We start from the raw sequence: 26,031 nt of genomic DNA on the forward strand, positions 1-26,031 counted from the left end.
CGGCCCCGCCTTGGCGCTTACCCTAGCGTGCTCATTTGAGATTGTGAGCTGACAATTCACCTGCGGGTTGTGCGAATTCATTTGCGTTGATGCGCCAAAGGTTTGGGCGCGGGATTTGCTTGAATAATGTACGCTGAGCATTTGTAGTGACAGTGGTTCGCTTCAAGAGCATACGGTATATCAGTAGTCCTTCGACAGCTACTCACCCGCGTCCATGGACCTCACTATCCGAACATCGTGCTTTCGCTGGGCGATCGATGCGCATCCTTAACATGGGAATCGCCCCCCGTTCTGATAGCACCAGCGTTGCTCCATCTGTTGCGGTGCCGGATATGGCAATCCCGTCCTCGGGTCAATGTTATCGTATCGATGGTCGATATGAGCCGCGCTCCATGCAGCTTGCTCGGCTTGCTGTTTGGCGAGCGCTTCTCGTTCATTGCCAATATCCGCCTTCTGCGCTGCGTCCACTTCCTTCGTCATGGCGACTAGCCTCGCATATGCAGGATCACGAGCGTCCTGCAACGGTGGAAGCGGAGGAGCCTCAGGCATGAATAGCGTGATACCTGTGTATTTCGGTACCACGGTATTGGAGGGTCGGCCCCAGAATGCCGCCTGATCAATTTCCCACATAGCGGCGTTCAATTGGAGCGCTTGTTCATAGGCGCGATTTACGTCTGTCAATGTAGGCGTTCCTGATGGCTCAGAAAGCGGCTGCACAGAGGGAGGGAGTGTCTGACGTGCGGGCGGATCAATTGCGCGCACCCAGCTCATCGCGGCATTGGAATATTGATACAAAAGCTCCTGATAGGCACCGAGAACCTGTTCGCGACTATGAATGTCAGGATTGGCGGCGATCGTGCGGTACGATGCGAGACTCTTGTCGTAGACAGCCCTGCTGCTCTTTTGCGCCTCTACAAACTGCTGCTGAGGATCAGGAGAGGACACGCCCGTGCACCCAGAAAGGAGCATGCCTGCACTCGCGATTGAAACACACAGTGCCCACAACGCCGACCGAACCTGGCGCGGCGTTGGGCTGATAGCAGCCGAACTGAGGGAGTTGGTGGCAAACGCAGGGGCGTAAGAGACGGTCTTAGCCAAGGCGAAATATCCTTTTTGTGCTTTGACGACAGATTGAAGGTGACGGTGGTATCACTCTTTCACGGATTCAATTGCTGACAGCATATTGGTACGGTGGGGATCATCGGCAGGCGTCAGTTCGAATGCCTTTTGAAAGTCGGCCAAAGCCGCCTTAAAATCCGATTTGCTGCGGTAAATTTCGCCTCGAATGAAGTAAGACAGGTTCGAATGATCATTAAGTTCAATCGCGCTATTGAGGTCGCGTAGAGCCTGATCGTTATCGCCCATTTTGAAATACGAAAGGCCTCGATTGGTATAGGCATAAGAATAGGACGGATCGCTCTCGATGGCTTTGGTGAAATCCGCAATGGCGCGGTCGAAATTGCCAGTCATGTTGTAGGCATCGCCCCGATCGTTGAGCGCCCTTATGTTGAGAGGGTTTAGTTGCAGAGCCCGTGTATAATCGTCGATCGCTGCGCCGAAGTTTTCGTCTTTTTCCCGGAGGCCGCCTCGTTCGATATAAATGATCTCGAAATTCTGCTGCAACGGGCCTGACAATTCGGGCTTGAGGGCAACCGCCTTGTTGAAGTCGGCCAAAGCCAAATCGTATCTGTTCTCCGCAAGGTAACCATTGCCGCGTCCGGCATAGGCTTCCGCATATTCCGGCGCCAGTGCAATGGCCATGTTCATATAGTCAATTCTTGCTTCGTGGTCGCCATTGCGGTCGGCGAGAGTTCCAAGGATGAGATAGGATTCAGGATGGGCGTCAGGCTTCAATTCCACCGCTTTTTTGGCATCAGCAATGGCTTGCTCGTAGGCGGCTTTCGCAAATTCGGCAACACCACGCCCGGCATAGGCGATGTCGGAATTCGCATCGAACGTTAGCGCTCGGCTGAAGTAATCCTCGGCAAGATCAAGCTCCTGGTTCTCAAGCTTGATATAGCCGGCGCTACTGTAAGCAAATGATCGATCCAGGGGTGTCTGCGTCACGTCTTGAGCAACGGCCAGGCATGCGGGCAATGTCGTGGCCGCGTCTTCCCCGCTTATGCATATGTCTTTGGCATATGCGGCGTCTGCGGTGCCGAAAAGTGCAAGCAACAGTACGAACCTTCGCATCAATCCCTCAGAGCCTCAAAAGGAATGCTTGCTCAACGTTGGTATAGGATTTTCATCGAGCGGCAGGGAGTAGCTAGCGTCTGCCGCGATATTCCTCCAGTCGATTCCTGAAATCCAAACGCTGGTGCACCCGTTGTGGACGATTGTGCACGGGAGGAACTCTTGCTTCACTGCCGAATAACATGATTTGAAATGATCTTGAGCGGAGATTCTTGAAATGCTGAGCATGAAGTTCGATTGGAGGGACGATTGTCGACATTCACATTGTCTTCAGACGACCGCCCAACCTGCCGGCAGACGGACCTGTTTCATCGTCTAGGTCGGAGGCGTGAGGCGATCTTTAGGGCAGCATCGTCCGTGGAGTGGTATGCAAAACCTCATGTCGGATGAGCAATCCTCCTCGTTCTCACATCAAAGTGCTCGCCTTCCGATGAAATTTGCAACCTTGCTTCCGCTTCTAACTCTCCTCTTTCTAGCATCCTGTGCGACCCCGCCGAACGAGGTTGTGGCCGACCTGTATTCGCCGAGCAAACAGTATCACGGTGAGGTGCGAAAATGCCCAGAGGTCGGCTCGATTGTGCGGGGCGAGGAGGTTCAGGCCACCGTTTTAGAGGCTGGCAGAGCGACCGTTTTATCGCGGTTTGCTGGTCTTGGAAGCGCCGTCTCGTAGGAGGAATAACAGCAATGAATTTCTGGCTCAAGGCCTTTAGCCGTCTCGCACTGGCAGCTTCGGCGGTGTCCATTTCCGTTCTTGCCAATGCTGCCCAACAAAAGAAAGATTGCTTCGGCTTCGATGCCATCGATGACGATCCGCTCGCGGCCCGCCTCTACGAGGTCCAGCCGGGTGACAAAGTCGAATTTCAGTGCCCCGAACGCTCGGTCTTCTGCAAGAAAGGCGCTTTTCTTTTGCCTGGCGATCAAGTTGTCGTCAGCAGGGTCGATGGCGACAAGGCTTGCGCTGAATATCACAGCCCGGCAAAGCGTGCAGACGACGACGAAACCGCTGGCTGGTTGCCGCTGAATCGGTTGGTTCAAAAGTCGCTCTCCCCTCATTGGGTGGGGCGCTGGGGCGACGGTGACACAACAATCACGGCAAAGCCCCAAAGTGATAAGATCCGCATCGACGCCAAGGCCGACCTCCAGTTCGGCAACGGCAGAGAAGGCGGCCAGTTTGCTGCGCTTATCGACGGTACGCAGCCTCAGGCTCAGTTCGGCTACGAGCCTGGCGATGCAGGAAAAAGCGAGAAGCTGCTTCCTTATAAGGACCAGTCTGTCCCCGGCCTTTGCCGGGTAAAAATGAGCCAGCTCGGGCGCTATCTCGTCGTCGGCGACAACCGCATGTGCGGTGGGATCAACGTCAGCTTTTCTCGGATCTACAGGCGTGTCGACGAGAAGGCATCTTCCGATCTAGAGCAGGCAAGGACATCAAAACAGTCAGCAAGTGGAGATGCGACGAATGACTATGGAATTCGTCCCTCCTATCTTGCATGCGCCGGCAAAGCAGGCGGAATTACCGTCCTAATGCGAGACTGCGTTAACGCAGAATACAAATATCAGGATGAGCGCCTAAACAGCGTTTATCGCACCCTCCTTGCAACGCTAGGAAAGGGAGCTGCGACACACTTGCGAGACGAGCAGCGAGCCTGGATCGGACAACGTGACAATCAATGCGAGGCCGATAAAGCCGGCGGTACCGCAGAGTTGATCAACGCTGTAGACTGTGCAGCGCTGGCGACTGCCGAGCGCGCCTGGCAGTTGGAGAGCCGGCTTAGCCGATAGGCAAGTTGCGACCCAGCGACGGATCCGCCCGGCCGGCTTCGTGGGGCGTCAAGAGGGCAGCGTTGCTGTTGTCTTGGGCTGCTGTTAACCCCTCATCCCAGACCGGATTCGGCTCGACAAGTGCTTCTGGCGCCACCCAGAAGGCAAGGGCAATATTGCCTGCCGGCAACTTCCATCGGTGGAGCGAAGAGGAAGACACGTTGAGTGCAACGAACTGCCCTACTGGGGCCAGAACAAGATGGGGTGGTTGCCGTCCTCCCCTCACGGCATTGCAATATGCCAAGATGATGTGGTTGTAGCCCACAGGACGGAGAAGACGGCAAAATGAAAGACACGTTGATCGGGGTGGATCTGGCAAAGAATGTTTTCGTGCTGCACGCAGCAACGATGGCGGGCGAAGTACGGTATCGAAAGAAACTGTCACGAGGACAGTTTCTCCGCTTCCTATCGGAACAGCCGCCAGCGATTGTGATTATGGAAGCCTGCGGTAGCGCCCATTACTGGGCCCGTGAATTGGTCAAAGTGGGGCACGAGGTCAGGCTGATCGCTCCGCAATATGTCCGCCCTTTCGTGAAGCGCCAGAAGAACGACGCCGCTGCCTCGCGCGGAGCTTTGTTCGACGACGGAGGCGCCCTTGGTCGGCTGATCGGTCGTCCAACCACATCGATGCAGAGCCTCGTCGCAACCGCCTTGCGCGGTTAACGGTACCGGGACGTTATTCCGTCACCTCGGCTGGTTTCGGGTCGATTAAGCCGCAGGTTGTCAAGGTGGCGGAGACAACGGAGAGGGTTCGCGACAATCGTGCGGATCCTCACGCCAGAGAGGCGCGGTCTTTGCGCCTAGGCCGAGTTGCCGAAGAAACCAGCCATGTAAACGAACCGCCCGGTGTCATCCGGCCTTACAAAGTTGTATCCCGTCGCTACCTTCATCCCGTCAGGCCGATGCATGGACCAAATCGTCAGCAACTCGCCGTGATGGATGAAAATCTTCTCCGTCTCGAAGTAAGTGCCTGGCATCTTTTTCTGGAAGTCCTGAATATGAGCAATGAGACCGGTGCGGCGCTCACCTCGACCTCCAGGATTTGTGAAGACGATATCGTCAGCGACGCTTTGCTGGAGCAACCGTTCCCGTTCATTGGCGTCGATAGCCCCATAGGCCGCAAGATATGCCTTCCAGTTATTTTTCAACGTTTCAGGGCTCACTTTAAGATCCTTCCAAGTAGCAATAGCCGCCAAGACCGCCAAGCCACTTGGATGTAGGTCCGATCCGATATACTGTCGATAATTGAAAATATATTGTTGATTATCGAAAGTCTAAATTTGGCGGACGTATTGCTTGACATCGTGCGGATTCTTCGCCCGCGAGCCGTACTCTTCGCCGGTGTCGACGCGTCGGGAGAATGGGCTCTTGGATTCCGTGAGCGCAACGACCTTCTCTTCTGTTGGGTGGAACAGGGGCAATGCCTCGTTATTCGGCCAGATCATCAATCGCTCCTGCTCAGGCAGGGAGATTTTCTCCTGATCCGGGCGTCGACGCCCTTTAGGCTCGCTTCAAGCAGCTCCGCAATTGCTGTCGATAGCGAGAGTGCCGTCACGTCTTCAAAGAGCAAGCGACTTCGGCTCGGCTCCGGCGACGATCGACAGACGACGCTTCATGCCGGAAAATTCATCGTTTCCACGGCGAACCACGATCTCCTTGAGGAGCTGCTTCCGCAAACTGTGGGAGTCTCGGCTTCCGACCCGTCCGTCGGGCGGATCCGAGCCCTGCTGGCGATGAACGAAGCGGAAGCCCGCTCGCCTGGCCCGGCGAGCGAATTCGTGATCATACGGCTGGTCGAGCTGATCCTTGTCGAAATCCTTCGGAGCGGCTTTGCCGGCATAAATGCGGAAAAGAAAGGGCTCCTGGCCGGACTGGCCGATCGATATACGGAAAGAGCCATCGCCGCGATGCATCGAGATGTCGCACGCAATTGGACTGTCGCCGAACTGGCAAAACTCTGCGGCGTGTCACGAGCGGGTTTCGCCACAAGATTCAGGCGCGTTTTCGGAGTGGGACCGATCGAGTATTTGCTGCGATGGCGCATCGCATTGGCGAAGGACGAACTCCAGAACGGTACGAAGACGGTCGCGCAGATCGCGTTTTCCGTAGGATTCGGCTCGTCGAGCGCCTTCAGCTCGGCTTTCACAAGGACAGTCGGCTGTTCCCCCACTCAGTTCGCGCGCGCATGCGGGACCGAGGCAACCGAGACACTGCAATCTGATCGGACATTGGTCAGGAAATGAGTGCCAAGGCTGCCGGCATTAAGGGTGGCTATGGTCCGAACCTCAGGCGGCTCCGAGTCAAACCCTGCCGAAATCGAGAAGCCCCATTGACGATGGTGGCGCCCCGCCGTGCGGGAGCACCAGCGGGGCGCAGCCTCGTTGCCGCTGGCGCTAACAAGGGTATCTCCAAGGCACGTCGGGATTTGCAGAGGACCTGAGCGATTGTCAATTGGCAACGGCATGCTCTTAGAGCCGGTGCACTCACGCCCGCTTTTCGATGAGCTCCAGCACCGGCGCGCCGATTAAGGGAGCAAGCCGCTGTTGTATCGCTACGATGTTGGCAAGCGGCCGCCACTGGACCGACATGCTTGCGATACGGCCGTCCTCGCCGATCCGCATATCGTCCACGCCCGTCACTTCAATACCGCCAGCCCGGATGCGCAGCATCACCGCAGCGCGCTTATCGCCCGCGATGACCTCTTCTGTCGTAAATGAGTCGACACCCGAATGCAGCACACCCAACACCTTAACGACGGCATCGCGACCAACGAATGGATCGACGACAAACGGGCTGAGCAGCACGACGTCGTCACTCAAATGTTCGCCGAGTTTGTCCACCTCGCCGGCGTCCATGGCGTTCAGAAATGGTTCTACATGTCGCATATCCATGCCGATTTTCCTTCTGTTGATTTGGATTAAATCGCATGACGCCTCCCAACCTTGTAGCGCCGGACTAGGAGTGACAGTATTGACACCATGTCAACACCAACCCTCAGTACAATTCAGCTGCAATGCTTCGTGCGGATCGTGGACACAGGATCGTTCGCCGAAGCAGGTCGGCAGCTCGGCTTGTCCACATCAGGCATCTCTAAGACGATCGCACGCTTGGAGGAGATGAGAGGAGTGCGGCTGCTCAATCGCTCGACGCACTCTCTTTCCTTAACACCGGAAGGTGAGGAACTGATCGGACTTGCCCGTGAAGCGGTTCGCAGCATCGAGCAGGTTGACACAGCCTTGACAACGGCGGCACGAGACGGTGCCCAGGGTCGCGTGCGAGTTAGCGCGCCAACCGCTTTTCTCAGCGCCTGTCTTGCTCCCCTAACTTCTGCCTTCAGGCTCGCACATCCCGATATCTTGCTCGACTTGCGTGGCAGCGATCACATGATCGACTTGGCCGAGGATGGGGTGGACATTGTGCTGCGTGCGGGAACTGTAGACGGCATCCCTGGGCATCTCCAGCGGACGCTATTCGACTTTGCGTGGGTCGCCTGCGCGTCGCCCGCCTATTTGTCCAACCGAGGAGAACCGTCGACGCCCAGTGACTTGTCAAATCACGATCTTATCGGTTTCCGCAACCAACGCACCGGGGTCGTGGATGCATGGCGCTTTGGCAGTCGCGATGGTGGAGGTTCGGAATTGCGATGGTACCCGAGCCCCGCACTGATCCTCGACGATGCCAATGCCGTTGCCCGGACAGCAATCGCCGGAGCCGGCATAGCGTGGGCGCCACACTGGCTGGTGGCGGACGCATTGCGGGCCGGCAGCTTGTCCCCCGTGCTTGACGAGTGGGCATGCGAACCGACAACGATGTGGATGATCCGTCGAAACCATGCGCTTAACCCGACGCGAATGGATCGTGTAATGACGTTCTTCAGGAAGAACGTGGCGGCATTCTGCTAACATTCCGCTTGGATCACCTCGTTGCGGCAGGCCAAACCCAAACCGGAAGCGAGCGCCAGACCTGGACCGCCAACCCCAAGGGGCCTACTGAAACCCACGGACATTGCGGGACGGTCATTTGGACGCCGGCAATACTTTCACGAGCCTCGATAGACGTTTCCCGACCTAACCGGGAATGTGATCCGCCGCATCCAACTCCTTGACGAAGGCGAGTAGGAGCATGCCGAGCCGCGCCGGCTGCTCCTGCTGGATCCAGTGACCGGCGCCATCGATCAGCTCGATGCCAGCCATCCTCGTTGCCGCCTTCGTCCTCATGAGATCCAACGCGCCCGGCGCCGAATAGGTGCCCCAATCGCTCGTGCCGCCGATGAACAGCGACGGGACATCGATCGTCTTGCCGGAATACAGGCGCAACTCAGCGTTCAGATCGGGATCGGAAAAGACGCGATACGCCTGCAGGGCCCCCTGAAATCCGGTGCGGCCATACTCCTCGGTGTACACTCCAAGTTCCGGCTCGGTGAGCCATTTGCAGGATTGGACCTCGGCGGCGGAAGGTTGGAATGGCGCGACGGTCTCTGGCATCGTCTTGCCGAGATCCATCACGTAATAAGTGGGCATCTGTGCAAGATCTACCGCGGTTCGCCCCTTCAACGGATACGGCTTGTTTCCCCGCCAGTCGCCGCTCTTGACGTAGAAAAATGCACGAAGAAACGCGTGCAGGCCTTGAGGGGGGCGCCACAGGTCATCGTTCGCCCGCCGTGAGCTCAGATATTGTTGATAATGCTCTCTGGGCGGATCGAGCGCCGCTAGCGCCGCTGCCAGCTTTTGGCCCTCATTATTCGGTTGAGCCGGCGGTGCTTCGCTGTCCGCGGTGTCGAACGGAAACGCCGGCGGACCAGGGAACGGTGCGCTCATCAGCACCACCGAGGGAAAGACGTCAGGTCGGGCGAGCGCGCAATAGGCGGCCACGGGCGAACCGAGATCGTGCCCGACGAGCATTGCCGTACGCCTATAGCCGAGCGCCGAAACCAATGCGAGAGCGTCGCGCGTCATATTCAAGAGGCCGAAGGGTGCGAGCGGCGAGTCATACTCATTCACCCAGCCGGTGGTGCGGCCAAAACCCCGTTGGTCGGGCGCCACTACATGGTATCCAGCGCCAGCCAGGATTGGGATCAGGTGTCGCCAACCGTAAGCCAGATCCGGAAAGCCGTGCAGAAGCAGCGCGAGCGGCCGGCCGGGGCTTTCGTAACCGCCCTCGAGAATATGAACGTCCAGGCCGTTGATCCCATGGATCATGCGCGAGCGGACGTTCTTGGGGAGCGTTCCCCCGCCGTATGGTGATGTCGTCAAATCAGGTCCTCCTATGGGGTTTGCGCGAGCCGGGCGAAGTGACGCTGCAGCCAGGGTGGCCGCGGCCATCGCCAGGACGGCTCGTCGGGACATCGATGGTTTGAAACGAATGGGATGACTCATGCGCTGGTCTTTTCTATGGTGATTACCATAGTATGGCGATATTCGGCGCGAAGGCGACGTCGTGCATCTCGTCGCTCAGCAGCTCTTCGATCTGACAGGCGAGCTTTCCGGTCTTGCCGATCGCGATGAGGCGTTCAGGCTGCCGACCGGTCGTGGCGATGAGTTTGCCCATGGGACGCCTGGCAGCCCGGATTCGCGAGAGAGGGCTGTCGTGAAGGGGCGCGAGATTTACGAGCCGGATCGGCATATTGATAGGTTGAAGGTGACGGTGAGGAATTTTCAGTAAGTGAAGCCCTTCAACTCGCTTGCAGCATCCTATGGAAACGCACTAAGGGTAGGGAAGTCGAACGCGCGGGATTGCAAAATTCCCAGCTATCGAACCTCCAGCGACGTCGGAAGAGGCGAAGATGACGAGCTCCGAATGGCGGGTGGGAGTACTTTTTTCCAGAAGCGGAATCAGCGAAATTACGGAAACCGAGCACTTTCTTGGTACCGCGCTTGCGATCGAAGAAATTAATGCGGCCGGAGGCGTGGTTGGCAAGCCCATCGTTCCGATCGCCTATGATCCAGGCGGCGATCAAACCGCCTATCGCAATCTGGCGCGGCGCCTGCTGGCCGACGACGACGTCAATATCATCTTCGGCGCGTCGATGTCGGCCAGCCGCAAAGCCGTGTTGCCGATTGTCGAACGGCACAACGGGTTGTTGTTTTATCCTTCGATGTACGAAGGCTTCGAATATTCCGAGAATGTGGTCTACACCGGCGCCACCCTCAATCAGAACACCTTCGCGCTCGCCGAGTATCTCCTGCGCAACCATGGACGCCGGATTTTCTTCGTCGGTGCGGATTATATCTACCCACGCGAATCCAATCGGGTCATGCGAGACGTGGTGGAGGCAAAGGGCGGCGAGGTCGTCAGCGAGCGATATCTTCCTCTTCATGCCGACGAGCAAACTTTGCGGTCGGTCATTTCCGACATCGTTCGCCTCCAGCCGGATGCGATCTTCTCGACGATTATCGGACGGCCTGCACAACGCTTTTATCGCATGTATGCCGATGCCGGCATCGATCGCAAGCGGGTTCCAATCGCCAGTTTGACCATGGCCGAGACCGAGATACGCGAGATAGGAGCCGATGCCTGCACTGGCCACATTCTCTCGGCGACTTATTTTCAGACGGTCGAGAACGAGGCGAATGACCGTTTCGTCAGGGCCTTCAAGAGCCGCTTCGGCGAAGCGGTGACCACGAGCGTCTGGTCTCAGCCGGCCTACGCACAGGTTCATCTTTTCGCCCGGGCGCTTGCCCGGGCGGGCTCGCTCGAAACCCATCGCATCTCCGAAGAAATTCTCATAGAAGATTTTCTCGCACCGGAAGGCCGTATCAACTTCGACGCTGATACCCGTCATCTCTGGCTGCATCCGCGCATCGGTGTGGCGCGGGCCGATGGTCTGTTCGACATCGCCTGGCAGGCGCCTGGTCCGATCCGGCCAGACCCATATCTGACGGCCTCGCGTTTTGAAGACGTCTGGCTGGAGGCCTGAGATGACGGGACCGAGCAGGATCATTCAGGATCTGCGGCGCGCGCGCGTTCTGGTGGTCCACCCACGCGATGAAGACGGCAACACATTGATCGCGCATCTGAAGCGCCTTGGCTGCGAGGTCAGGGCGACCTGGCCGTTGCCACCGACCTTGCCTCCCGACGTAGACACAGTCTTCCTGCATGTCGACGACATGCACGTCGAACACGCGCTACAGATCATTGACCTCCAGCAAACGGCGATCATCGCCATCCTGACCTATGAGAGCCCGACGGCGCTTCAGGCGATCATCGATCTCAACGCCCACGGCGTCATCAGCAAACCGCTACGGCCTCTCGGCATCCTCACGCAGTTTGCTCTGGCGCGTTATCGGCAGAGCTACGAAAAGAGGCTTGCCGGCAAGGTGCAGAAACTTGAGGAAACATTGAAAAGCCGCCGGCTGGTCGAAAAAGCAGTTTCGGCGCTGCGGGTCATGAACGGCCTCGACGAGGAGGCGGCCTATAAGCTTTTGCGGGAGCAGGCTACGTCGAAGCGCGTTCCCATGGCGGCAATCGCCGAATCCATCATTGCCGCACAAGACACGATGAAAAGCCTCGGATTGTCCATTGGCGTGAAAAAGTGAACTCTAAGCCCCGGCACTGTCGCTCGGCGATTTTTGAAAATGTCTGACAGAGCCGCTTGACGGTCGCATCGTTACGTGAAAGCTTAATGGCAACGAGCAGGTTTGCTCAGCGGCAGGGCTGCCGCTTTCACATTGTGGCTACGTAGCCTCTGGTTCACGGATTGAATTCCGTGCCAGAGGTTTTTTGCGTTTGGAGACAAGATTGAGCGTCAAGGCCTCAACCACGCGGACGGTAACCGTCGCGACCGTCCAGTTCGAACCGATCGTCGGTGATCGCGTCCATAATCTTGCTGCCATCGAGCAGCTGGTGAGGACGGCGAAAACCCAGGGTGCGGGGATCCTTGTCCTACCGGAGCTGGCCGATAGCGGTTACAGCTTCCGGGACTGCGACGAGGTTGCGGTAATGGCCGGCCCGGTGCCCGGCGGCCCGAGTGCCGAGGTTCTTTGCCGTCTCGCCCGGGAGCTTGGCCTTTACATCGTCAGCGGCATAGCCGAGCAGGACGGCGACCGGTTCTACAACAGCGCTCTTCTCTGCGGTCCTGACGGATATATCGGCAAATACCGCAAGCTTCATCTCTGGAACAATGAAAATCGCTTTTTCAAAAAAGGCGATCTTGGGCTGCCGGTTTTCGATCTGCCCTTCGGGCGTATCGGTATTGCGATCTGCTACGACGGCTGGTTTCCGGAAACGTTTCGCGAACTGGCGCTGGCCGGCGCCGAACTAGTCTGCGTGCCCACCAACTGGGTGCCGATGGCCGGCGCGGAAAACGCTTCCGAGCCGATGGCCAATATTCTGCACAAGGCGGCCGCCCACATCAATGGCCTTTACATCGCCTGCGCCGACCGGATCGGCATCGAGCGCGATCAGCCTTTCATCGGCCGCAGCCTTATCGTCGGTCCTCAAGGCTGGCCCGTGTCCGGTCCGGCGAGCACGGATCGCGAGGAAATCCTACTGGCGCACATCGATCTGTCGAGCGTGGCGGAAACCCGCACGCTCAACAGCTTCAATCATCTGCTCGGTGACCGCCGCGCAGATGTCTACGGGTAATGATATCAACCCAAATCAAGAAAAAGGGAACAAAATGCAAATGAAAACCATCATCCTCGCATTGGCATCGGCGGCATGCGCCACGGCAGCTTTCGCCGCCGACCCGATCAAGATCGGCGTACCGGTCGGGCTTTCCGGCGCAAACAGCGTGATCGCGCCGTCCGTCGTCCAGGCCGCCGAACTCGCCGTCGAAGAAATCAATGCCAAGGGCGGCGTGCTCGGGCGCCCGTTGGAGCTTGAGATCGCCGACGACGCATCCGGTGCGGCCGGCGCGCAAAAGGCCTTCGATTCCCTTGTCTTCCAGAAGGAGGTGAATGTCGTCATCTCCATGGAGACAAGTGCGGCGCGCAATGCCGGACTGCCGATCCTTTCCAAGGGCGACGTGCCATATATCTACACGTCGTTCTACGAAGGCAAATCCTGCAACGCCAATCTCTTCGTCGATGCCTGGGTTCCCGAACAGCAGATTCCGCCCGTCGTCGACAATTTCATGAGCAAACAGGGCGCAAAGAAATTCTTCCTCATCGGCTCGGATTATGCCTTCGGGCGCGGCATGCTGAGTTTCGCCAAGGGCTATATCGAAAAAGCCGGTACTAAGGTCGTCGGCGAAGAATATCTGCCGATGGACGGCAGCGATTGGACGGCGATCATATCCAAGATTAAGGCCTCCGGGGCCGATGCCATTATAACGTCAACGGCCGGCGGCGCGCCGAACGTGACCTTAACCAAGCAATTGCGCTCGGCCGGCGTCACTCTGCCTTACGGCAATCTCGCCGTCGACGAGGGCACCGCCAAGAGCATGGGCGCGGATGCTAAGGGCATCTTCCTCTCTGCTTCCTATGTCACCGGTATCGACAGCCCCGAAAACAAAGCGTTTCTCTCGGCCATGGACAAGAAGTTCGGCAAGGAACTACGCACGCCCAACGACCTTTCCGTTCCGCAATATGAAGCGATCTACCTTTACAAGGCAGCCGCCGAGAAGGCCGGCAGCACCGATACGGCAAAGGTTCTTAAGGCCCTTCCCGAGGTATCCTTCACCGGCCCGCGCGGCAAGATCTCGATGAACAAGCAGCATCACGCGCCGCTGACCATGTATCTTGGCCAGGTAAAGGATGATGGCAGCGTCGCGGTCGTCGATAGCTTCAAGGACGTCGATCCCGGCAACCAGTGCCCGAAGCTCTGAAACCAGAGTGGCGGGGCAGGGTGCCCCGCCTCCAGCATCGGAGTTCCAGACATGACGCTCTTTCTCGATATCGTCAGCACTGCGGCCATTCTCTTCATCGTTGCCGCGGGGCTGCTTGCGATCTTCGGCGTGTTGAAGATCATCAATTTCGCGCATGGCGCATGGTTGACCATCGGGGCTTACTGCGCTGTCGTCGTCAGCGGGTTCGGCCTCAATCCATGGCTTGCCATTCCCTTTGCCTTCCTGGTCGGAGCCGTACTCGGCGGTATTGCCGAACGGTTCATCGTCCGGCCGCTGTATCGCCGGCCGCTTGACGCCATTCTTGCAACCTGGGGGCTTGGCATCGTCATCGGCCAGCTCATTACGCTCTGGTTTGGCCGCGACGTGCAGTTCACCCCGGCGCTGCTGGCCGGCACCTTCGATCTGTTCGGCGTCGGCTATTCATGCTATCGCCTTTTCGCCATCGTCGCCGCGATCGCTCTCGGCCTCGGCTTTACCCTTCTTCTCGATGGAACACGGCTTGGTCTTTCCGCCCGGGCCGTCATCATGAACGAAACGCTGGCGCGCGTACTCGGTATTGATACGGAAAAGGTGCGGCTCGCAACTTTCATGATCGGCGCCGGCCTTGCCGCCCTTGCCGGCGTGCTGCTCGCCCCATTGACCAGCGTTGACCCGAATATGGGCGTCGCCTGGCTGACAGGCGCATTCATGCTGGTGATGGTCGCAGGTTCCTCTTTTGGCGCGCTTGCAGCCGCCTGTCTCATCTTCGGGGCCGCTCAGGTGCTCGTCAGCACCTATTTCAGTCCCATCCTCGGCGGCATCACCGTGGCCGTCCTCTGCGCGGTCGTGCTGCGTATACGCCCGAAAGGATTTGCCCGTGCCTGACAGACAGAAACTCCGGCTTGTCCTTTTGCTGGTGCTGGCGTTTACAGCAATCCTGCTGATCGTCTTTGGACCGATGTTTCTCGGCCGCTTCAGTCTCAACGTCCTCACGCGGTCGATGATCTACGCCATGCTCGCGATTACTGTCGACTTGCTCTGGGGTTACACGGGTGTTCTCACCTTCGGGCAGGCAGCATTCTTCGGTGTCGGCGCCTATGCCACCGCCATGGTTCTGACGCATATCGGCGCAAGTCCGGCCTTGTTCGTCCTTGCTCTTGCCGCCGCCATCCTCGTTCCGCTCCTGCTGGGCCTCGCGGTCGGCTGGCTGTCGTTCTATCACGCGTCGACGCCGCTTTATGCCACCGTGATTTCGCTCGTCGTTCCGATCGTCATCACGCAGCTGGTCTTCTCCGGCGGCATCTGGACCGGCTCCTCGAGCGGTCTTGTCGGCTACGACACGCTGCCGCTCGGGCTTGCCGGCTATTTTCGCCTGTCGGGCCTGTGCCTCATCACCCTGGCCGTTCTCGCGATGATCTTTGTCCGGTCCGATGCCGGTCGGTTGCTCGTGGCGATCCGCGACAACGAAGCGCGCGTCGCCTATCTGGGCATGAATCCGGCTGTGCTGAAGATCGCCCTGACCGGCGTTCTTGCCGGCATATGTGGCCTTGCGGGCTTTCTCTACGCCAACGCGTCCGGTGTCGTCGCGCCTGAGAATACCGGCTTCGTGTTCGGAACCGAACTTGTCGTCTGGACCGCGCTCGGCGGTCGCGGAACGATTATCGGTCCCCTGTTTGGCGCAATCGGCATCGATTATCTGAGCGCCAGCCTCTCCGGCGATCTGCCCTTCCTGTGGCAGCTGATCGTCGGTGCGCTCTTCGTCCTTATGATCATCGTCTTGCCGGGAGGTCTTGCTTCTCTGGTAACACGCTTCCTGCGCTCGCCAAGCTCCGGCAGCACTCTGACGTCATTGCCGGCACGCACAGCCTTCAATGATGGCGGCTTTGCAGGCAAAAGCCTTCTGTCGATCCGCGGTCTCGGCAAGTCTTATGGAAGCCTCCCCGTGCTCAAGGGCATCGACCTTGAAATTGGCGCGGGAGAACTCGTCAGCCTGGTCGGCCCTAACGGCGCCGGCAAGACCACACTGATGCGTTGTCTCTCGGACGGTACCGAGAAGATCGACGGTCAAGTGGATATCATCAGAACGAGCATCGCCGGACGCGCGCCGGAAAGGATCGTTGCGCTCGGCGTCGGCCGCAAATTCCAGGTCGCCAGCATTTTCGACAGCATGACGATCGGCCAATGCCTGAAGATGGCGCGCCTCAGCCATGAGACACCCAATCCGATGCGATCGCTTGCTGAGATCACGCTGCCGGCGGCCGCAGTCGAGATCCTGACACTGACAGGTATGGCGGATATGCTGGACAAGCCGGTATCACTGCTGTCGCACGGTCAAAGGCAGGCCCTCGAACTGGCGATGGTCGTCGCTCTCGAACCACGCATCATTCTTCTCGACGAGCCGACTGCGGGTCTTACCAAGACCGAGCGCATGACGATCGGCACCATCCTCAAGAAACTGACGGACGAGATGGGGTTCGCCGCGATCCTGGTCGAACATGATCTGGATTTCGTGCGCGACATATCGAGCCGCATCGTGGTTCTCCACCAGGGCAAGCTCGTTCTCGACGGCACGGTGAATGACGTGGTCAATTCCGAAACGGTTCGCACCATCTACGCAGGAGGCGCCCATGGCTGACGAATTCAAACTCAAGCTCAGCGGCGTATCGAGCGGATATGGCGCAGTCGATGTCGTCAATGGCGTGTCACTTACCATCCGGCCGGGGGAGATCTTCGCTCTCATGGGCAAGAACGGCATGGGCAAAACGACGCTGCTGAAGACGATCCTCGGCTTCCTGCATGTCGGCAAAGGCAAGATCGAGGTCGACGGTGCTGTTATCAGCGACAGCAAACCCGCCGAGCTGATCGCTTCCGGAATCGGCTATGCCCCTCAGGAATTGCCGTTGTTTCAGGATCTCTCCATCCGCGACAATCTGCGTCTTGCGCTCAAAGGCGACAGGGATCTGGCATCCGCCCTGGAGCGGGTCTACGGTTATTTCCCTTTCCTGAAGGACCGGCTGGCACAGAAGGCCGGCACCCTATCGGGCGGCGAGCAGAAAATGCTGATCCTCGCGCGGGCGCTGATGCTGCGTCCAAAACTGCTGCTGATCGACGAAATCTCTGAAGGCCTGCAGCCCTCCGTCGTTCAGAACATCGCCAATGCATTGAGGGATGATCGTGAGAAGCGCGGCACGACTATCCTTCTGGTCGAGCAGAACCTGGACTTCGCTCTTTCAGTCGCGGATCGCTGGGCTATTCTCAAGCTCGGGACGATCGAGGACGAAAGTTCCAATGGGCCAGACAGCCGCGGCCGTGTTCTGCAGCATCTGAAAATCTAGGGAGAGGGCGAGTGGATGACCGGTGGAACGCATTCATGCCCTATCCGGAGACCAATGTCGGGTATGCGGCCGCCTGCCCACTTTCCGGCCTTCGCCTGGCGGTCAAGAATCTTTTCGATGTTGCTGGTTATCCGGCGGCCGCCGGCAACGCCAACCCCTGGTCTTGAGCTTGTCACTTGAATGAGCGGTGAGCGAAGGTGCCCTGGCGCGCTTGTTGGCGAGCTCGTTTCTCGGGTGCGTGTCGCTATCTGCAATTCGCCGCCACTCTCGCCGCAGAGGACTTGAACAAAGGACTAGCCTCTAAGCAATCCTTGATTGATAATTCGATTCGTTAATCGCCAAGATCTCAACGACCACGCGACGGCTCGAGCGGCCATCGTGTCAGTTGATCGACTCCTACAGCTTGCGCGCAGAATCCCAGAAGGCTTGTTACGACATGACGGACATCATAGTCGCCGAAAAGACGTCCAAAACCAGTGTCGCTGGTTCGAATCCCTTCAAGAGCAGCCATTTGCAGCTTTCGTGCGAAAGCGCTCTTGCTCGAGTTGAACCTTGACGAACCATAGTGGTTCACAGATAGTCATAACGAACCAAGGAAAGTTGGGTGTTATGACTGCATTCACTGTGCGCGTTTCAGACGAAACGGCTAGTAAGCTTGACCAGATCGCGGAAAAACTCGATCGCTCTCGCTCTTATATGGCGGCCCAAGCTATAGAAGATTACGTTGCTCGTGAAGAATGGCAAATTGCCGAGATCGAGGCCGGGTTAGCTGAAGCCAATCGGGGCGAATTCGCCAGCGATAGCGACGTGGCGAAAGTCATTGGAAAATACATCAAGTCTGCTCGTCAATCATGAGCGAAAAGCGCGTCCGTTGGACGATGAGAGCGCTTCGACGGCTTGATGAGATCGGTGCACATATCCAGAAGGACAATCCAGACGCCGCAGCGCGGGTAGTCGCTCGGATCGTGTCGGCGGTAGATATGCTTGCCGATTTTCCCGCAACGGGCCGTGTTGGTCGTCTCAATGGCACGCGCGAGGTGGTGCTGGCAGATATACCGTATATTATTCCCTACCGTGTTGGGCAGGACATAGAGATTCTCACGGTCATGCATGCTCACCAGCGGTGGCCTTCAGTGCTTTAGGTGTTGCATTCCATATGAAATATATCCAGCTTGCCATTTCGCGATAAGGTACAATCAGTTCGAAATAGTGAAGCACTTCATAGGCCTGCCTCCGCCTGGCAGGGTCAGCGTCAAGCGGAAGACGGGGATGCGGACAGCTTGGCCACAGGGTCGAAGGTCGGACCTGACCTGACCGGGTCGTCATGACCAGGCGTAAAATGTCATTCCAGTTTGCCTTGATCCGCTCGTTATTGACGGGTTCGCCAACGAGCGACGCCAGGCTCTCCGGAGGGGTGTCGCCGGGGAATAGATAGAGCTTGCGATCCTTGAGACCTCGCAGCCGGGGCACGAGCTGGAAACCGACGAGATGGCAAAGGGCAAAACTCATGTCGCTGATCCCGCCGGTATCGAGTAGAGAAATTTACCGATTTAACCAGCAGCCCGACGAAGGCACTTATTTCGTTTTGGCGGCCTTAGGCTTGGGCCAGCGCGTGCAACTGACAACAAGGAATGGCCACCGTTTAAGCAGCGTTTGAAATCTCCTCTGTCAAAACCTCGAAACGCGCGAGTGTCGCGGGGCCGAAGGCCGTCGTGAGCGCCACATCAGTGGCATCACGGCCGGTCGCCATTAGAATACGGCCAATACGGGAAGCGTTGTGCCGGGCATCGACGGTATGCCAATGGCCGCCGAGATAAACTTCGAACCAGGCGCTGAAATCCATCGGGTTCGGATCCTTCGCAACGCCGATATCGCCGAGATAGCCTGTACAGTACCGTGCTGGAATATTCATGCAGCGGCAAAGCGTGATGGCAAGATGCGCGAAGTCTCGGCAGACGCCGACACGATCGTTATACGCGCCAAACGCGGTCCGGAGGGGATTTGCCTTTTGATAATCGAACGTGATGTGGTTGTGAACGAAATCAAGGATTGCTTGTACGCGGGGCCATCCGACAGGCGTGGATGAGAACTGCTCCCAGGCGAAGTCCGCCAAATGGTCTGTATCGCAGTAGCGGCTACCAAGCAGATATACCAGCACCTCATCCGGCAGATCTTTGATATCGTGCTGAAAGGCCTGTTGCGGCACAGGATCGGGCAGGCCTCCGTCGTAGATCTCGAACTCCGTCGAAATCGTGGTTAATCCCGTAGGCGCGACGATCCGGCTGCAAGCATTACCAAAACTGTCGATATAGCTCCAAGCCTCGATCGGCCGATCAAAAATTACGGTCTGTTCCGTGAGAAGATCCGCGCGACGGGAGGGGTGAATGTTGAGGACCAACAGCATAGGCGTGGCCTGCTGGCATTCATAACCGATGTGAAAGCCGGCCCGTATCTTCATTGTTGTGCCCTTTGCAAGAGTAATTCCGACAGAAACGATTGTTCAGCGGCAACGCACAGACAACGCAGGTGTTCCCCTCATTCGTCGAGCCTGGCGCTACGATCGTCGGTCGTGACATTTACCTGCACGGACATGTCGCTGAAATCGGATGGGCCGCCATCGTAGCTGCCCCAAAGGGGTATTGCCTGTTTGGGGTCGCGGGCGACACCGACCCGGATCAAGTCGCGGTTGCCGACGATACCGTTGGTGGGGTCGAATTCCACCCAGCCGGCGCCGGGAAGGTAGATCTGGCACCAGGCATGGGTTGATCCGCCACCGAGCGTCGTCGAGCCGTCGCGATCTGGAACATAGATATAGCCGGTGACGAAGCGGGCGGCGAGCCCAAGCGATCTCGCCGCCTCCATCATCAGCAGCGCAAAATCGCGACAGGTTCCACGGCGAAGCTGCAGCGTCTCCACCGGAGCTTGCGTTCCGTGAGCCGATCGGCGGGCATAGGTAAAGCCCTCACGGATCGCGTAGCACATTGTCATGAGCAAGTGCCCGGTTTCCGTGGGTTGACCGATCCGCACGAATTGCCGCGCCCATTTGCCGACTTCATCCCCTGGATCAGGATAATGGCGATGAACGGTCCATTGCAGATCAAGCGCTTCCTCCGGATCGTATGCGAAAGGATAGGTCAGGGCCGCCCCATTGATTTGAAGGTCGATGGCAACGTTCGGCGTGTGGTCGAGGCGAATGGTTGTTTCGAAGCGAAGTTCTCGCGAGGCTTCAGCAAACCCGATTAGCGCGACGCAATTGCCAAACACATCATGGATCCATCGAACGTAGTCCGGCAGCGGATCAACCTGCAGGTGGGAACTCAATAGCGTCTGGTCGAAACTATCCCTTGGCCTGAACATCAGACGGTGCTCGCCGAATTCGACCGGTCTCATATATCGATAGTCCGTGACGTGCCGGACGGAAAATATGGTCATCCAATCTCCGACATGGCTGGCGGCGAGCCCAAATTGCGAAGTCTGTGGTTCGAGCAACCCACCGCTTGGTTTGGCAACTCGTCTCATATCAAGCATCGCGGTCTCTTGGACGATAAGCAAGGACAATCCGTCGATGGTTGCCAAAGCGTGTGATCCGGCCACAGGCAAGGAGAGGGTTCGCTGGACAGTCGGCGTCTGCCACGCTTAACGATTACAGCACTGATGGTGATAACGCCATTGGACGTATCGCTCAGCCGCATTTAAGTGGCAAGGGCCGATCGATATTCTCAATTTAGCTGCCAATTCTCAAATTATCTGCAACGCTAACTGCTTGATATTATTGGAAACGAGATTCTTACGATTAGCGGGTCTTCCTCACTTTGTGTGGAGCTCAGCCAATTTGATCGGCATCATCCGCGCTCTCAGAAGCTCCGGCCCGGCTCTGCCGTACATTGCGCGCTTAATCGTCTTCAAACGGTTGATCTGACCTTCTGCCTGACCGTTGCTCCAAGGCAGATCGATGGCGTTACAGACGGCATCGATATCGCGGCGAAGTACACGGGCAAAACGGGCCAAGAAGGCGAGACCAGAATGAATGGCATCGTCGATCCATTGCTCGAGTTTCGCCGAGGTTTGGCCGCGAAATATACCGCGAACTCGCATTGCGAAGCTGCGCAAAACGGCGAATGTTTGTGACCCCTGCTTAAGTGCATTAACTTTCCGCGCCTGATTGATGGTCAATGCACCGCGCGGCTTTATGCAGAGAGTAGCGGCGACAATGGGTGAGATCAAATGACCGGTTTGCGGATCACGGACAGGCAAATTGTCAGGTGCTCTGTCGGAGAGCCCATTCCGAGCCGGCGCCGCATCGGCCTTATCCTCATCCGTTTCCTGCCTCTCGGCGCGGCGCCAAGTCGCTAGGAGGCGTTCCAGATTAGAAAAGCTGCCTGTGTATCCTCGGTGCTTGATATCGTGAAACAAATGCCGCCCACGGCGGTTGCCATCCTTCCAACACTGGGTGAGGAACGCTTCGAAGTAGAGAGGAGATGTCGGCTGTAGCGCGCCTCTGCGTCGATCGGGTGCAGTTTCAAACGTCAGCCATTTTGTAATGCTTCGTCGGCCATACGACCGAAGCTTGTCGGTGATCATCACCCGTGGTGGCCGGCACTGGCCCTTCAACAGCTTGCGCATCAGGCGTTTTGCCGCCTTTGCATTGCGGCGGCCTTGCACGAGAACCTCCAGAACAAAGCTGTCCTGATCAACGGCGCGCCAGAGCCAATGTTTCTTGCCCCGGATCGATACGACGGCATCATCGAGGTGCCATTTGTCGCCGAACCGACCGGATGAGCGCCGGCGGATCTCGTTGGCAAAAGTACGGCCGAATTTCTCAGCCCACAGCCGGACGGTCTGATGCGAGACAATGATGCCACGCGCAGCCAGCATGTCCTCGACCATCCGCAGGCTGAGAGGAAAGCGGAAATAGAGCCACACAGCGTGGGCAATGATCTCAGCGGGAAAGCGATGGCGGCGATAAAGCGGATTACGATGCGTCATGGCTCGTCATCGCATATCGAGTTCCACGTTTCGTTAAGTTGACGATGCCGTTCGACGCCGTGCGGGCGGAGGAGAATTTGAGTGAAGTAGCGGCCAGGCAGAGATCAGATCAGCAGATTGGCGACGGTCACTCGGCCGCTTTTCGCGGATTTGGCGGGAAGGATGCTCGGAGAACGCATGCTACCGCTCAATTGACGGAGTCATCACACAAAGTGAGGAAGACCCCGAATTAAATGGAAGGTGACACTACGATCACTCTTCCGCTCAGATTGGCAAAACGAAGATCTTCTCCGGAAACGCCTTTTCGACCACGTCCAGGAAAGCGCGAACCTTGGCGCCGACCAGACGGCGCGAACTTTGCAGCGCCCAGATTTCAACCGACGGGCCGGTGTGGGTTCCCCAGTAAGCAAGTCGGCCCGCCTCGATATCGTCAGCGACAAGGAGCTTTGGTAACAAGGCTGCGCCCGCACCCGCCAGGACGGTATCGCGAACCATCAAGAGCGATGACAGGCGAATGACCGGCTCCGGCTTGAGGGCGATATCCATTCCCGCCCCCGAACCCATCCGCCAGACGACACCCGGCGGGGTGGCATCCAGGAGGACAGCCTTCACAACGCATGCTTCGTTGTCCGTCTTCGGCAGAGGGCGCGGCATGTCGGGGGGCGCCACAATCAACCGCTCGTCATTGAGAAACCGGCGACCGACGAGACGATCGTCCGGCGAAGGGTCGATCCGGATAACGAGGTCATAGCCATCCTCAACCGGATCGATCTTGCGATCGTCTGCAACGATCTCGAGCTGGACCTCCGGATAAGCGAGAGCGAAACGGGCGCCTATCCTGGGAAGCGCCACATGGGCGAACACCACTGGTGCGCTGACCCGCAGCCTGCCCCTCGGAGTAGACGCACCCAGGACGACAGCCTCTCTCGCTTCGGCGATTTCCGACAGCGGTCCATAGGTACGCTCGTGGAGCGCTCGCCCTTCATCAGTCAATCGCAGACTCTGGGATCCACGCTCGATCAACCTCACACCGAGGTTCTGTTCCAGTTCCGCAACCCTGCGCGAGAGGGTCGCCTTTGACCGTCCGGAAACGCGGCTGGCTCGCCCGAACCCACCATGGGCAGCGACGAGGTTGAAATCGGATAGGGCCTGCAAATCCATATCGCTGTTCCGAAATTGAGACGAGGTATCTCTATATTGCCATCTGTTGATCGTTATCGAAACAACTATTTTCCTCTTCGAGACACACCGTCTCTTCGCCACGTTTTGAGGAGTTTTCGACATGGCCATTCTTATTACCGGCAGCACGGGGACCATCGGGTCCCAGGTCCTCGCCCATCTGCAGGGTCGCGACATTGACATTCGCGCCCTAACCCGCTCACCCGAGACGGCGCAGCTTCCGTCCAGCGTGACGCCGATCCGCGGCGATCTTGCCGATCCGGATTCGCTGCGCGCGGCGCTCGACGGCGTCAGCACATTGTTCCTGCTGGCACCGAACGTCGCCGACGAGCTGACCCAAGCCATGCTGGCGCTGACGGTTGCGCTCGAGGCAGGCGTCAAGGGCATTGTCTATCTGTCGGTGTTCAAGGGAGAGGCCTATGCGGACGTGCCGCATTTCGCCGGCAAGCACACGGTCGAGCGGATGATCGAGGCGCTGGACTTGCCTGCGACAATCCTGCGCCCGGCCTATTTCATCCAGAACGACCTTCGCCAAAAGGACCCGCTTACGAAGTTCAGCGCGTATGGCGCGCCGATCGGCTCGAAGGGGATTTCGATGGTCGATATACGTGATATCGGCGAGGCTGCCGCCATCGAACTGCTCCGCCGGGAACAGGCGCCCGTACCGCTCGCCCGCGAGACCTATGAACTGGTTGGTCCGGACAGTCTGACCGGGGAAGCCATCGCGGCAATCTGGAGCGAGGCGCTCGGCCGCGCGATCCGTTATGGCGGAGACGATCTCACCGTGATGGAGCAGCGGATGAAGGCCATGCTGCCCGCATGGCACGCGCTCGACCTGCGCCTGATGTTCGGTCGCTACCAGACGGACGGTGCGGTCGCGACCACCGGCGACATCGCGCATCTCACCAAGCTGCTCGGTCGCGCGCCCCGCTCCTACGCGACCTTCGCAAAGGACGCCGCCGCCCAGTGGGCGAAGGGCTGAGTTCCACACGGTACATCAAACAAGGAGACGGTCCATGACCACCATTCATCCTCTTTCGCCTCAAGACGCTACGGCCGTTGCCGCGATGCGGCAGGCTGCGTCAGCTCATAAGGGCGAGGCCCTCGGTCCGGAGGCACGGCCGATGTTCGACGCAATGCTCACTGCCACTCCTGCCGCTGCAGGGATACGGGTCGAACCGGCGACGGTCGGCGGCATCAAGGGCTTCTGGCTACGCCCCGATACGGCGCAGCCAGCGGCACGGATGCTTTACGTCCACGGTGGCGGTTATGTGCTTGGCTCCGCGTTGGCATTGACCAACTTCGCTGGACAGATCGCCGCGTGGATCAACGCCGATACTTTTGTGCCCGACTACCGGCTCGCGCCCGAACATCCATTCCCGGCCGCGATCGACGATGTGGCCGCCGCCTATCGCGGCCTCGTGGCGGAAGGTGCCGAACGGATCGCGGTGGTGGGCGACTCTGCAGGCGGCGGCCTGACGCTGGCGTTGCTATCGATCCTCGTCGGCGAAAAGGCCAAGGGAGTCCTGCAACCCGTCGGTGCCGCCGTGATGTCCCCCTGGACCGACCTTGCTCTCGACGGCGCCAGTTTCGAGACTCGTGCCGAGGCGGACCCCATATTCACGAGGGATGTGTTGCAGGTGTTCGCAGATGCCTATCTTCGCGGCCATTACGCTTATGATCCGAAGGCGTCGCCGCTTTATGCCGATCTTAAAAACTTGCCGCCGATTCGGATCGATGTCGGCGACGACGAAGTCCTGCTCGACGATGCGGTCCGCTACGCCGAGCGCGCGCAAGCGGCAGGCGTGGACGTCACACTATCGGTCTGGGAAGGTATGCCACATGTGTTCCAATCCTCCCTCGATCGCTTTCTTGCAGCCGAGCAGTCCGTGAAGGCAATTGGTGATTTCCTTCGCCAACGGCTCGTTGACGCGGCCCATATATCAACACGGTTGGAGGTTTGACATGAAAATCCTGGTATTAGGCGCCACGGGCGCGACCGGACGGCTGATCGTGAGGAATGGCTTGGACGACGAGCCATTCCAGTCCTTTGTTTCACTCTTATGATTTTTGATCCACAGGTTGGGATGCTTCCCGCTTACGAGGCTAAGATCGATTCCGGGGAAAGGGCAGGAGCCGCAGGGAAATCGATTGGTACGTTTGTTGTGGCGTGGAGGTAGTTTGTAACCGTCTTGTCACCGATCGTAACGATGGCATCGATGAGATTCTCTTTTGTCCAGCCGGCGGTCAAGAATGCATCAACAAGCGCAGGATCTGCGTGCCCACGGCTGATGGCGATATCTCGCACCAGTCTCGCCAGCGCGTCCAGCTTCGGATCGAAGGAGGCTCGTCCCTTGCGGATCTCAAGGATTTGATCAGGCGTGAAGCCGTTCATTCCGGCAATAATTGTGTGAGCGGCGAGGCAGTACCTGCACTCATTGACTTGACTGACGACCAGATTGACAACTTCACGCGCTTTCCCAGTGATGCTCGATCTGGCGTTTTGAAGTGCCAGATAAGTCCCGAGGGCGTTCTCGGAATGGGCAAGTGTCGCATAGAGGTTCGGCACCACCCCGAGTTTACTTTTAAGCTGGTCGAAGAGCTGCTGATTAGCGGACGAGACTTCGTCGCGCGTTGGGACATTGATGTGGTTCATCGTGCTTCTCCGTTATATCGGCGAGTTTCGACAATCGCCGCTGGTAGAAGCCTTGCGACATTTAGGTGCCCGCGATAACAGCCCTTGATCTTATGCCA

The 26,031-nt window shown here is 58.1% G+C and carries 24 protein-coding genes and 5 pseudogenes; 17 read left to right on the top strand and 12 right to left on the bottom strand.

The genetic code is table 11. The features are described from left to right. Nucleotides 1–267: 267 nt before the first annotated feature. Both FP026_RS24900 and FP026_RS24905 read right to left on the bottom strand, forming a co-directional pair. On the bottom strand, nucleotides 268–1,098 hold the full coding sequence (locus FP026_RS24900; protein WP_149637269.1) for a hypothetical protein: 831 nt from the start codon (nucleotides 1,096–1,098) through the stop codon (nucleotides 268–270). A gap of 51 nt (nucleotides 1,099–1,149) precedes the next feature. After that, nucleotides 1,150–2,175, bottom strand: coding sequence for a tetratricopeptide repeat protein (locus tag FP026_RS24905; RefSeq protein ID WP_188112677.1), 1,026 nt, complete (start codon nucleotides 2,173–2,175; stop codon nucleotides 1,150–1,152). Between the two features lie 702 nt (nucleotides 2,176–2,877). On the opposite strand from FP026_RS24905, the gene FP026_RS24910 reads away from it, so the two are divergent. Then, nucleotides 2,878–3,972: a lysozyme inhibitor LprI family protein gene (locus tag FP026_RS24910; RefSeq protein WP_188112678.1), complete on the top strand. Its 1,095-nt coding sequence runs from the start codon at nucleotides 2,878–2,880 to the stop codon at nucleotides 3,970–3,972. A gap of 324 nt (nucleotides 3,973–4,296) precedes the next feature. Continuing rightward, nucleotides 4,297–4,569 (top strand): annotated as a pseudogene (locus FP026_RS24915) (IS110 family transposase); the annotation flags it as partial. 242 nt (nucleotides 4,570–4,811) lie between these two features. Here the strand turns inward: FP026_RS24915 and FP026_RS24920 are convergent. Continuing rightward, nucleotides 4,812–5,174 (bottom strand): nuclear transport factor 2 family protein, encoded by a 363-nt coding sequence (locus FP026_RS24920; protein WP_188112679.1) that lies wholly within the window; start codon nucleotides 5,172–5,174, stop codon nucleotides 4,812–4,814. Between the two features lie 141 nt (nucleotides 5,175–5,315). Between FP026_RS24920 and FP026_RS24925 the strand changes: the two genes are divergently transcribed. Beyond that, on the top strand, nucleotides 5,316–6,254 hold the full coding sequence (locus FP026_RS24925) for an AraC family transcriptional regulator (protein ID WP_246665452.1): 939 nt from the start codon (nucleotides 5,316–5,318) through the stop codon (nucleotides 6,252–6,254). A gap of 240 nt (nucleotides 6,255–6,494) precedes the next feature. Here FP026_RS24925 and FP026_RS24930 read toward each other — a convergent pair whose 3' ends face one another. Further along, on the bottom strand, nucleotides 6,495–6,902 hold the full coding sequence (locus FP026_RS24930) for a nuclear transport factor 2 family protein (RefSeq protein ID WP_149637274.1): 408 nt from the start codon (nucleotides 6,900–6,902) through the stop codon (nucleotides 6,495–6,497). Nucleotides 6,903–6,989: 87 nt separating this feature from the next. On the opposite strand from FP026_RS24930, the gene FP026_RS24935 reads away from it, so the two are divergent. After that, nucleotides 6,990–7,913, top strand: a complete 924-nt coding sequence (locus FP026_RS24935; RefSeq protein ID WP_149637275.1) for a LysR family transcriptional regulator — start codon at nucleotides 6,990–6,992, stop codon at nucleotides 7,911–7,913. Nucleotides 7,914–8,078: 165 nt separating this feature from the next. Here FP026_RS24935 and FP026_RS24940 read toward each other — a convergent pair whose 3' ends face one another. Further along, a complete protein-coding gene (locus tag FP026_RS24940) occupies nucleotides 8,079–9,263 on the bottom strand; it encodes an alpha/beta fold hydrolase (RefSeq protein ID WP_246665438.1) in 1,185 nt (394 codons plus the stop codon). Between the two features lie 157 nt (nucleotides 9,264–9,420). Here FP026_RS24940 and FP026_RS24945 point away from each other — a divergent pair. The 11 genes and pseudogenes from FP026_RS24945 to FP026_RS24995 form a co-directional block, all read left to right on the top strand. Continuing rightward, nucleotides 9,421–9,672: pseudogene (locus FP026_RS24945) on the top strand (hypothetical protein); the annotation flags it as partial. 121 nt (nucleotides 9,673–9,793) lie between these two features. After that, the gene (locus FP026_RS24950; protein WP_149637276.1) at nucleotides 9,794–10,927 is read left to right on the top strand and encodes a transporter substrate-binding domain-containing protein; all 1,134 of its coding nucleotides are present in this window, start codon (nucleotides 9,794–9,796) and stop codon (nucleotides 10,925–10,927) included. 1 nt (nucleotide 10,928) lies between these two features. Further along, nucleotides 10,929–11,546 carry an ANTAR domain-containing response regulator gene (locus tag FP026_RS24955; protein ID WP_149637277.1) on the top strand — a complete coding sequence of 206 codons (618 nt, stop codon included), beginning with the start codon at nucleotides 10,929–10,931 and terminating at the stop codon, nucleotides 11,544–11,546. A 202-nt stretch (nucleotides 11,547–11,748) separates the two neighbouring features. After that, nucleotides 11,749–12,594, top strand: a complete 846-nt coding sequence (locus tag FP026_RS24960) for a nitrilase family protein (protein WP_149637278.1) — start codon at nucleotides 11,749–11,751, stop codon at nucleotides 12,592–12,594. A 34-nt stretch (nucleotides 12,595–12,628) separates the two neighbouring features. After that, complete coding sequence (locus tag FP026_RS24965) at nucleotides 12,629–13,777, top strand: substrate-binding protein (RefSeq protein ID WP_149637279.1); 1,149 nt, start codon at nucleotides 12,629–12,631, stop codon at nucleotides 13,775–13,777. Nucleotides 13,778–13,828: 51 nt separating this feature from the next. Beyond that, nucleotides 13,829–14,662, top strand: a complete 834-nt coding sequence (locus tag FP026_RS24970; protein ID WP_149637280.1) for a branched-chain amino acid ABC transporter permease — start codon at nucleotides 13,829–13,831, stop codon at nucleotides 14,660–14,662. Further along, entirely contained in the window at nucleotides 14,655–16,412 is a 1,758-nt protein-coding gene (locus FP026_RS24975; RefSeq protein ID WP_246665439.1) for a branched-chain amino acid ABC transporter ATP-binding protein/permease, read from the top strand. Before FP026_RS24970 ends, FP026_RS24975 begins: the two co-directional genes overlap by 8 nt. Further along, a complete protein-coding gene (locus FP026_RS24980; protein ID WP_149637282.1) occupies nucleotides 16,405–17,112 on the top strand; it encodes an ABC transporter ATP-binding protein in 708 nt (235 codons plus the stop codon). Before FP026_RS24975 ends, FP026_RS24980 begins: the two co-directional genes overlap by 8 nt. A gap of 11 nt (nucleotides 17,113–17,123) precedes the next feature. Further along, nucleotides 17,124–17,264 (top strand): annotated as a pseudogene (locus tag FP026_RS24985) (amidase family protein); the annotation flags it as partial. A gap of 457 nt (nucleotides 17,265–17,721) precedes the next feature. Next, nucleotides 17,722–17,967, top strand: a complete 246-nt coding sequence (locus tag FP026_RS24990; protein WP_149637283.1) for a CopG family ribbon-helix-helix protein — start codon at nucleotides 17,722–17,724, stop codon at nucleotides 17,965–17,967. Further along, nucleotides 17,964–18,254: a type II toxin-antitoxin system RelE/ParE family toxin gene (locus FP026_RS24995; RefSeq protein WP_149637284.1), complete on the top strand. Its 291-nt coding sequence runs from the start codon at nucleotides 17,964–17,966 to the stop codon at nucleotides 18,252–18,254. The genes FP026_RS24990 and FP026_RS24995 overlap by 4 nt, the downstream gene beginning before the upstream one ends. On the opposite strand, the gene FP026_RS25000 is transcribed toward FP026_RS24995, so the two are convergent. The 6 genes and pseudogenes from FP026_RS25000 to FP026_RS25020 form a co-directional block, all read right to left on the bottom strand. Then, nucleotides 18,217–18,621 carry a Tn3 family transposase gene (locus FP026_RS25000; RefSeq protein ID WP_149637285.1) on the bottom strand — a complete coding sequence of 135 codons (405 nt, stop codon included), beginning with the start codon at nucleotides 18,619–18,621 and terminating at the stop codon, nucleotides 18,217–18,219. The two genes, FP026_RS24995 and FP026_RS25000, sit on opposite strands and share 38 nt — an antisense overlap. Nucleotides 18,622–18,754: 133 nt before the next feature. Continuing rightward, a complete protein-coding gene (locus FP026_RS25005) occupies nucleotides 18,755–19,570 on the bottom strand; it encodes a transglutaminase-like domain-containing protein (RefSeq protein WP_149637286.1) in 816 nt (271 codons plus the stop codon). A gap of 77 nt (nucleotides 19,571–19,647) precedes the next feature. Continuing rightward, nucleotides 19,648–20,544, bottom strand: coding sequence for a transglutaminase family protein (locus FP026_RS25010; RefSeq protein WP_149637287.1), 897 nt, complete (start codon nucleotides 20,542–20,544; stop codon nucleotides 19,648–19,650). Between the two features lie 375 nt (nucleotides 20,545–20,919). After that, a pseudogene (locus FP026_RS30325) lies at nucleotides 20,920–21,669 on the bottom strand (transposase); the annotation flags it as partial. Continuing rightward, nucleotides 21,667–22,098 (bottom strand): annotated as a pseudogene (locus FP026_RS30330) (IS6 family transposase); the annotation flags it as partial. The pseudogenes FP026_RS30330 and FP026_RS30325, both read right to left, overlap by 3 nt. 264 nt (nucleotides 22,099–22,362) lie before the next feature. Next, the gene (locus tag FP026_RS25020; RefSeq protein WP_149637289.1) at nucleotides 22,363–23,259 is read right to left on the bottom strand and encodes a LysR family transcriptional regulator; all 897 of its coding nucleotides are present in this window, start codon (nucleotides 23,257–23,259) and stop codon (nucleotides 22,363–22,365) included. Between the two features lie 121 nt (nucleotides 23,260–23,380). On the opposite strand from FP026_RS25020, the gene FP026_RS25025 reads away from it, so the two are divergent. Together FP026_RS25025 and FP026_RS25030 are read left to right on the top strand one after the other, a co-directional pair. Further along, nucleotides 23,381–24,259 carry an NmrA/HSCARG family protein gene (locus FP026_RS25025; protein ID WP_149637290.1) on the top strand — a complete coding sequence of 293 codons (879 nt, stop codon included), beginning with the start codon at nucleotides 23,381–23,383 and terminating at the stop codon, nucleotides 24,257–24,259. 34 nt (nucleotides 24,260–24,293) lie between these two features. After that, the gene (locus FP026_RS25030) at nucleotides 24,294–25,241 is read left to right on the top strand and encodes an alpha/beta hydrolase (RefSeq protein WP_149637291.1); all 948 of its coding nucleotides are present in this window, start codon (nucleotides 24,294–24,296) and stop codon (nucleotides 25,239–25,241) included. Nucleotides 25,242–25,375: 134 nt separating this feature from the next. Here the strand turns inward: FP026_RS25030 and FP026_RS25035 are convergent, their stop codons facing one another. Continuing rightward, nucleotides 25,376–25,933, bottom strand: coding sequence for a carboxymuconolactone decarboxylase family protein (locus FP026_RS25035; RefSeq protein WP_149637292.1), 558 nt, complete (start codon nucleotides 25,931–25,933; stop codon nucleotides 25,376–25,378). Nucleotides 25,934–26,031 lie beyond the last annotated feature (98 nt).

It is taken from the genome of Martinezella tropici (assembly GCF_008370325.1).
In the GTDB taxonomy this organism is placed as follows: domain Bacteria; phylum Pseudomonadota; class Alphaproteobacteria; order Rhizobiales; family Rhizobiaceae; genus Rhizobium; species Rhizobium tropici_B.